Origin of the sequence: Georgenia daeguensis (assembly GCF_039537705.1) — a bacterium.
GTDB lineage: Bacteria > Actinomycetota > Actinomycetes > Actinomycetales > Actinomycetaceae > Georgenia > Georgenia daeguensis.
Map to the genome: position 1 here is coordinate 54,591 of NZ_BAABBA010000025.1, position 7,556 is coordinate 62,146.

Genomic DNA, 7,556 nt, shown 5'->3' on the forward strand with positions numbered 1-7,556 from the left:
GTGGTGGGCCGGGCTAGGCTCCCACCCGTGACCCAGACCACGTCCGACGGCGCCCCCGCCGCCCGCCCCGCGACCCCGACCGACGCGATCGCCGACGCGTACGTCCACCGGCTCGCCGCCCTCGACCCGCTGACCGCGACCACCCTCGGGCTGCCGGGCCACGACCACGCCATGCCCGACCTCTCCCCCGCCGGGATCGCGGAGCGCACGATGCTCGACCGCGCGACCCTGGCCGAGCTCGACGTCCTCGCGCCGGCGGACGAGGTCGACGGCGTCACGCACGCCGCGATGCGCGAGCGCCTCGGCCTGCAGGTCGAGCTGGCCGAGGCCGGCGAGCTCGAGCGGGACCTCAACGTCATCGCCTCCCCGGTGCAGGCCGTCCGCGAGGTCTTCGACCTCATGCCGACGGCGACGGCGGAGGACTGGGAGACGATCGCCGCCCGCCTGGCGGCCGTGCCGGACGCGCTCGAGGGCTATCAGGAGTCGTTGCGCGCCGCCCGCGCCGCGGGGAACGTGGCGGCGCTGCGGCAGGTCGATGCCTGCCTCAAGCAGGCCGACGACCTGGCCGACGCCGACTCCTCCTTCTTCACAACCTTCGTCGCCTCCGCCCGGCCCGGCGGCGAGACCCCCAGCCGGGCGCTCACCGCCGCGCTCGAGGCAGGGGCCGCCGACGCCCGCCAGGCGTACGCCGACCTCGCCCGCATGCTCGGCGAGGAGATCGCGCCCGACGCGCCCCGTGAGGACGCCGTGGGCCGCGAGCGCTACGCGCTGTGGTCGCGCTACTTCCTGGGCGCCGTCGTCGACCTCGACGAGACCTACGAGTGGGGCCGGGCCGAGCTGGCCCGGATCGTCGCCGAGCAGCAGGAGGTGGCCGACCGGCTCTACGGTCCCGGCACGGACATCACGGACGCCATGGCGCGCCTGGACAAGGACCCGGCGCGCATGCTTCACGGCACCGAGGCGCTGCGCGAGTGGATGCAGATCACGTCGGACGAGGCGGTGGCCGCCCTCGCCGGCACGCAGTTCGACATCCCGGAGCCGGTCCGACGCCTGGAGTGCCTGATCGCCCCGACCCACACCGGCGGCATCTACTACACCGGTCCGAGCGCGGACTTCTCCCGGCCGGGCCGGATGTGGTGGTCGGTGCCCGACGGCGTCACGGAGTTCGCGACCTGGCGGGAGCGGACGACGGTCTACCACGAGGGCGTGCCGGGTCACCACCTGCAGATCGGGCAGACGGTCTACCGTGCCGAGCTGCTCAACCTCTGGCGCCGCATGGCGTCCTGGGTCAGCGGGCACGGCGAGGGCTGGGCGCTGTACGCCGAGCGGCTCATGGCGGACCTGGGCTTCCTCGACGACCCGGGCGACCGGATGGGCATGCTCGACGGCCAGCGGCTGCGGGCGGCCCGCGTGGTGCTCGACATCGGCGTGCACCTCGGCAAGCCCGCTCCGCAGGAGTGGGGCGGGGGCACCTGGGACGCCGCGAAGGCGTGGGAGTTCCTCAAGGGCAACGCCAACATGGCCGAGGAGTTCCTGGCGTTCGAGCTCGACCGCTACCTCGGCTGGCCCGGTCAGGCGCCGAGCTACAAGATCGGCCAGCGCCTGTGGGAGGAGACCCGGGACGCCGCCCGCGGAGCGGCGGCCGCCCGCGGCGAGGAGTTCGACCTCAAGGCGTTCCACCGCCGGGCCCTCGACGTCGGATCGGTGGGGCTGGACGTGCTCCGGCAGGCGCTCACGCACTGACGGACGGGGCCGGCGGGACCGCGCCGTCCCGCCCCGCTCGGCCGGCGCAAACCCCGCCTCCCGGCGCGGTGCGCGGCTAGCGTGGCCGCATGGCGACGCCCACCGGCCCCTCCGCACGGACGCCAGACTCGGCGGCGCCCCCGCCGCGCCCTGCGATGTCGGACCGCACGCCCGCGCCGGTGGCGCGGCAGGCCCCGGCGCCGCCGCCCGCGCTGAACCGCTCCCGGACGCTCTGGCTGCTGAGCTTCCTCACGGGCCTGACGGCCGTCGTGTTCGCCTTCCTCGGCCGTGAGGAGCATCTTGAGGTCATCGCCGAGCAGGTGCGCGAGCTCGCCCCCGACCGTGCGGCCAGCACGGTGGACACGGCCTCCGACGTGGTGCTCGTCGCCACGATGGCGGCGATCGTGCTCGTCGTCGTGGTCGAGAGCCTGCTGGTGCGCCGGATGGCGGCGCGGCGGGGCGGGGCGCGCGCCGGCCTGGCGGTGATGCTGCTCGCGCACGCGCTCGTGGCGCTGGTGGCGGAGGCGTACCTGACCGTCCCGGGCGGCGACGGGCTGCGCGACCGCGTGGTGCTGGTGGCGTGGGTGGCGCTAGCCGCCCTCGCGTACCTGGTGAGCCTCGCGCCCAGCGTCGGCCGCTGGCTCCGCGAGCGCTGACGCAAGGTCCGGCGTCGGCGCTGGGTCTGGCGCCGGCGGTACCTCCGCGAGGATGCCCTCGCAGCTGCGCACCACGACCCGGCACACCTCGGCCGCCGCACGGTCGGTCACCGGGCTCTCGGCGCGCGCCCGCCACTGACGCAACCGTTCCGCCGTCTCCCGGCGAACCTCCTCGTCCGTGGCGTCCGGCGGGAGTCCGAGCCGCTCGCGCGGGCCCGCGCCGCGCCCGCCCACCAGCACCTCGGCCTCGGCGGCGGCGGCCCGGTCGTGCAGGGGCAGCCCGGTGGAGCGGGCCTGAGCGAGCAGCCCGAGCTCGCGCAGCTCGTGCGCACCGGCCCGGACGCGCTCCAGCGCCGCTCGCACGTCCTCGGCGCCCGGGCGGGGGCGCTCGCGCAGGAGCTGCTCGACCGCCACGAGCGCCGAACGGGCCTTGAGATGCTCGGCGCGGGTCTGGAACTGCGCGTCGAGCAGGCCGAGCAGGGCGTCGAGCCCGCTGCGGCGCACCATCGCGTGGGCGAGCCCGGTGGGGTCGGTGGTGCCACCGCGCACGAGGGCCACGCCAAGCCGGATGCCGAAGATGCCGAACCGCTGCAGCAGCGCGCGACGCCGCTCCGGAGAAATGTCCACCGGCGCCGACGGGGAGGCGAAGCGGTCGGCCGAGATGAGCATGCGCTCGCGGGCCGGGCGGTCCAGCTCGGCGAACGCGGAAAGGGCTGCGAACTCCTCCTGGCGCAGGGTGCGCGCGCTCTGGGCGACAAGGCCGGCCACCGGCACCACCCCCAGGGCGAGGGGACGCAGCGTCGGGTCCTCCCGGTAGCGCGCCGCCACCACGCCGGCGGAGATCATCGCGTCGATCCGGCCCGCCCCGACCTCGTCCGCGCGGGAGAGGACCGCGATGGCGTTCACGGTGCCCGACCGGCTGGCCTCGGTGTCCCGGAACGACTGGAGGAAGTTCAGGTCCGAGGCGTGCATGTGCCGCATGAGGTAGACCACCGCGTCGGCCTGTGCCGGGGCGTCCTCCGGGGTGAGGAAGTCCGTGGTGCGGGCCGAGACGTCCCCGGAGAGAGAGGCAATGCCGGGCGTGTCGACGAGGGTGAGGCGCCGCAGGCTCGGCACGGGCCACTCAACCTCGATCCGCCGGACCCGGTCCGGTGCCGTCCCGTCGAGCGAAAGGAGCAGGCGGCCGTCGTCGCGGCGCACGGGCAGGGGCCTGGGTGCGCCGTCGACGGGGAAGAGGGTGACGCGCGGCGTGGCCCCGTACCGGTACCAGGTCACCACCGTCGTGCACTCACCCGCGTCGGTGGGCGCGATCTCCTCGCCGAGGATCGCGTTGAGGAGCGTCGACTTGCCCGCCTTGACCATGCCGGCGACGGCCACGCGCAGGGGCTCGTCGAGCCGCCGCTCGTAGGCCCTGAGCGTCACGGCGGATTCGTCGTCGTAGAGCTCGGCGGCGGCGGCGAGAAGCTCGCGCACCTCCGCCACGAGCCGGCCGGTCATCGGCGCCCTGCCGGTGCCGGTTCCTTGTCGACCCGGTCGGCCTCGCTGCGGAACTTCTCCACGCGGGCCAGTTCGGCGCGCAGCTCCTTGATCCGCCCCTCCCGTTCCGTGGCGTAGGTGGTGGCCGCCTTCTGCGCCGCCTGGACGGAGTCGGCCAGGGTGCGGTGGTGCTCCTCCGCGAGGTCCGTGAAGTGGTCGCGGATCGCGCGCTGCACCAGCCGCAGCCGGTCCTTGAGCTGCTTGCCGACCTGGAAGATCACGTCGTCGGTGGCGCGACGCACGAGGGCCTTCGCCTCGGCCTGACGGCGCTTGAGCCGGGTCTCCCTGTCGTCCCGGTACGCCTTGGTCCCGATGAGGAGCCCCGCGCCGACTGAGAGAGGGTTGACCAGGGACATGCCGAGCAGGCCCGTCAGGAGGCCGAACATCAGGATGCCGCCGTAGGAGCCGCGCATCCCGACGAGGACCTTCTGGCTCATGCCCATGTAGCCAGGGTCGAGGAACGGCACCGGTTCGACGCGGTCGAGGACGTCCTCGGTGTCAGCGACCCGCAGGTCCGGCAGGCGCAGCTCCTCGAGAGAGAAGTGGTCGGCCACCTGCCGCGCGAGCCACTGGGAGCGTTCGTCCGTCCAGACGAAGGTGTCGGAGACGGCGGAGGCGGTCCGCTGCTCGAACCAGTCCGAGAACTGCTCCCAGACCGGCCCAGGATCCCCACGGTCGATGGCCTCCTCGGCCTCCCGCATCACGGCCCGCATGCGGTCGCGCAGGTCGTGCTCCATGTCGGAGATGAGGTCGGTCATGCCGTCGGCCAGGGTGATCTGCCAGCGGGCCGAGCGTCGTCGCTGCTCGTCGGCCTTCGTCTTGGCGTCCTCGAGATCGACGATCAGCTGTGGTGTGGCGCCGGGGTTCTGCAGCGCCTGCAGCTCCGCGCCGATGGACATGCGCAGGTTGTCCGCCGTCGAGCGCAGGTCGTGCGCGACCGAGCGCCGCGCGAGCCGCTCGGCCTGGCCGAGGATGTCCTGGCGCAGGTAGCGCACCAGGGCCGGGAAGCCGGACTCCTCGTTGAGCTCCCGGTCCTGCTCCTTGGCGGCGTGCAGGCGCAGCACCGAGGAGACGGGGAAGATCGGGATGTTGGGGGCGACCGCGTCGAGGTGCCGGCGGTCCAGCTCGACGATGCGTCGCCAGTCCGGGTAGATGTCGGTCTTCGTGATGACGCACCCGACGTTGGGGCACATGCGCATCGCCTGGCGCAGGAATCGCATCTCCGGCTCGGTGTGCTCCTGGGACGCGTCGGAGACCAGGAGGACGACGTCGGCGCCGGGCAGGGCGGTGAGCGTCGTCAGCGAGTGGGGGGACTCGAGCCCGCCGACGCCCGGCGAGTCCACGATCGCCAGCCCGCCGGAGAGGATCATCCGCGGCAGGAACACCTCGGCGGCCAGCAGCCGGCGCTCGTTACCGGGGTTGCCGCGCTCGGAGACGTAGCCCGCGAGCTCGGCCAGCGGGACGGGCTCACGGACGGGGGGTGCGTCGTCGTCGCCCTCCGGGGACCGGCCGGGCGGCGGACCGACGACGAACGCGGCCGGCTTCTCGCCGTGCCGCACGATCGTGGGGACGGAGGTGGCGACGTCGTCGTCGACGGGGCACACCGGCGCGTTGACCAGGGCGTTGACCAGCTGGCTCTTGCCCTGCTTGAACTCCCCGACGACCATGACGCGCACGCTCGGGTCGAGCAGCCGCCGGCGCGTCTGCTCGAGACGCCGACCGAGGTCCGGACGGTCTTCACCTGTCAGGGCGATGCCCTGCTCCACCAGCTTCACCAGGTCCACGTCGGCTCCCTCGCCGTCGGCTTGTCCAATGACACCACAGAAGGCCCAGCGGCGGACGGGGGGACGTGGAGCCGCTGGGCCCACTGGGGGTCTATTTCCGATTGAGGGTCAGTCTCAGAGCTCCACCTCGGTCTCGTTCTCGTTGAGGGAGTCGTCGACGTCGACGACGTCGTTGTCCTGCGTGAAGGAGTCCTCGACGGTGAAGGAGTCCTCGATGTCGACGTCGGTGTCCGTGTTTCCGATGTCGTTGCCGTTCAGCGAGTCGTTGATCTGGCCGGAGTTGTCGGTGAGCTGCGCGTCGATGTCAGTGTCGTTCTGGTTGACGTCGCCACCCGCGATCTGGCCCTCGTTCTCGAAGTCGACGTCAACGTCCGTGCTGGTGGCGTCGCCACCGGCGATCTGGCCGCTGTTGTCGAAGTCGACGTCCACGTCGGTCTCGTCGTGGCTGTCGGTGGCGTCCCCGCCCGCGATCTGGCCGCTGTTGTCGAAGTCGACGTCGACGTCCGTGTCGTTGTCGGTGAGGTCGTCGCCGGCAGCCTGACCCTCGTCCTCGGCGTGCACCGCGTCGCCACCGGCGATCTGGCCGCTGTTGTCGAAGTCGACGTCCACGTCGGCGTCGTAGTTCTCGCCGCCCCGGTCGGCGTACTGGCCGTCGTTGTCGATGTCGGTGTCGTTGTCCTCCACGGAGCCGCCACGGTCGGCGTAGTTACCGGAGTTCTCGATCTCGTCGGAGAAGTTGTCGTCGCCGACAGCCACCGTGGCGTCGCCGTCCTCCACGTCGACCCAGGTGTTCGTGGACTCGTCGTGCGAGTTGTCCACGTCCGCGTCGTCGCCGGCCGCGACGGCGTGGTCGCCGGACGCGATGACCGCGTCGTTGTCGAACAGCTGCACCACGTCACCGTCAGCCCAGATGTTCTGGTTCACCGACTGGTCGGTGATGGTGTCGCGGTCGTCGATCTTTGATGTGTACGAGTAGTTGTTGACGACGTAGCTGAGCTGCTGAACGGCGTGTGCGTGGTCGTCATCGTCGTTCCGAGGACGGTCGTCATCGTCGTCGTCGCGAGGACGGTCGTCGTCGTGGTCGGGCCGCTCAGGACGCCAGGGCGGAGGCTGCGAGATGTTCCCGCCAACCTCGGAGTCGTTTCGGCCGGTGTTGTAGTCCCGGTCGAAGGACGAGTCGACCCGTACGGGCGCGTAGTCGAAGATCACGGGCATCACAGCCTCGACGTCTTCGGTGCACACGTCGCGAAGCCCCGCGTGGTCAAGGGCCTTCTCCGGGTCGTGCCGGAATGCCGCTGCGGCCTCGGGATCGCGCAGGAGGTTCATCAGGAACTCGAGGAGGTTGTTGGCAATTGTCGTCATGTGTGTGTCCGTTTCTCCGTCGAAGCGAGCGCGCCGGGCCGCCACGGACCGGCTTGTCCTGAACGTACGAACAACGTGAGGGGGGCCACATCGGGGCACCCTCCCCAATGGGCGCGGACAGGGTGGGGGTCCGCCTCCTCATGAGCCTTGGGGGTGAGGGGGAAGTGATGGGGTGCCTGCCCGCGTTGGGTCGTTCCCAGCTTTGGTTCGTTCCCAGGCGGATACGTCCATGACTCCTGAGGTGCTCAGCCGCGGCGCAGCCGCGCGCACCGAGGCCTCGTCGCATCGCGTTGACGGGCCTCCGGCTCGGACGGTGTCCGGCGTGGCTCTTCGCCGGGTCCTGACCCTCGATCAGAAGGGTGGTGGGTCGTCGTTCTCGTCGTGGAGGGGTTCGGGCTGGGCGTGGTGGGGGTGGTGGACGGCGATGAGGGTGACGGTGCCGTTGGGTTCGCGCCGGTAGGTGTGCCCGGAGGGG

Annotated in this window: 5 protein-coding genes; 2 read left to right on the forward strand and 3 right to left on the reverse strand. The window is 72.3% G+C overall.

The window, feature by feature from the left end:
* Positions 1 to 27: 27 nt before the first annotated feature.
* Both ABD774_RS18470 and ABD774_RS18475 read left to right on the forward strand, forming a co-directional pair.
* On the forward strand, positions 28 to 1,743 hold the full coding sequence (locus ABD774_RS18470) for a DUF885 domain-containing protein (protein ID WP_345044496.1): 1,716 nt from the start codon (positions 28 to 30) through the stop codon (positions 1,741 to 1,743).
* 89 nt (positions 1,744 to 1,832) lie between these two features.
* Positions 1,833 to 2,399 carry a hypothetical protein gene (locus ABD774_RS18475; RefSeq protein WP_345044499.1) on the forward strand — a complete coding sequence of 189 codons (567 nt, stop codon included), beginning with the start codon at positions 1,833 to 1,835 and terminating at the stop codon, positions 2,397 to 2,399.
* Here ABD774_RS18475 and ABD774_RS18480 read toward each other — a convergent pair.
* The 3 genes from ABD774_RS18480 to ABD774_RS18490 all read right to left on the reverse strand — a co-directional run bounded on the left by ABD774_RS18480 (position 2,334) and on the right by ABD774_RS18490 (position 7,081).
* Positions 2,334 to 3,896 carry a dynamin family protein gene (locus ABD774_RS18480; RefSeq protein ID WP_345044501.1) on the reverse strand — a complete coding sequence of 521 codons (1,563 nt, stop codon included), beginning with the start codon at positions 3,894 to 3,896 and terminating at the stop codon, positions 2,334 to 2,336. The genes ABD774_RS18475 and ABD774_RS18480 overlap by 66 nt on opposite strands.
* Positions 3,893 to 5,719, reverse strand: coding sequence for a dynamin family protein (locus ABD774_RS18485; protein ID WP_345044504.1), 1,827 nt, complete (start codon positions 5,717 to 5,719; stop codon positions 3,893 to 3,895). The genes ABD774_RS18480 and ABD774_RS18485 overlap by 4 nt, the downstream gene beginning before the upstream one ends.
* A 114-nt stretch (positions 5,720 to 5,833) precedes the next feature.
* Positions 5,834 to 7,081, reverse strand: a complete 1,248-nt coding sequence (locus tag ABD774_RS18490) for an IniB N-terminal domain-containing protein (RefSeq protein ID WP_345044507.1) — start codon at positions 7,079 to 7,081, stop codon at positions 5,834 to 5,836.
* Positions 7,082 to 7,556 lie beyond the last annotated feature (475 nt).

Coding starts and splice junctions, on each gene's coding strand:
- ABD774_RS18475 (WP_345044499.1), top strand. CDS start 1,833: ATGGCGACGCCCACCGGCCCCTCCGCACGGACGCCAGACTCGGCGGCG.
- ABD774_RS18490 (WP_345044507.1), bottom strand. CDS start 7,081: ATGACGACAATTGCCAACAACCTCCTCGAGTTCCTGATGAACCTCCTG.
- ABD774_RS18480 (WP_345044501.1), bottom strand. CDS start 3,896: ATGACCGGCCGGCTCGTGGCGGAGGTGCGCGAGCTTCTCGCCGCCGCC.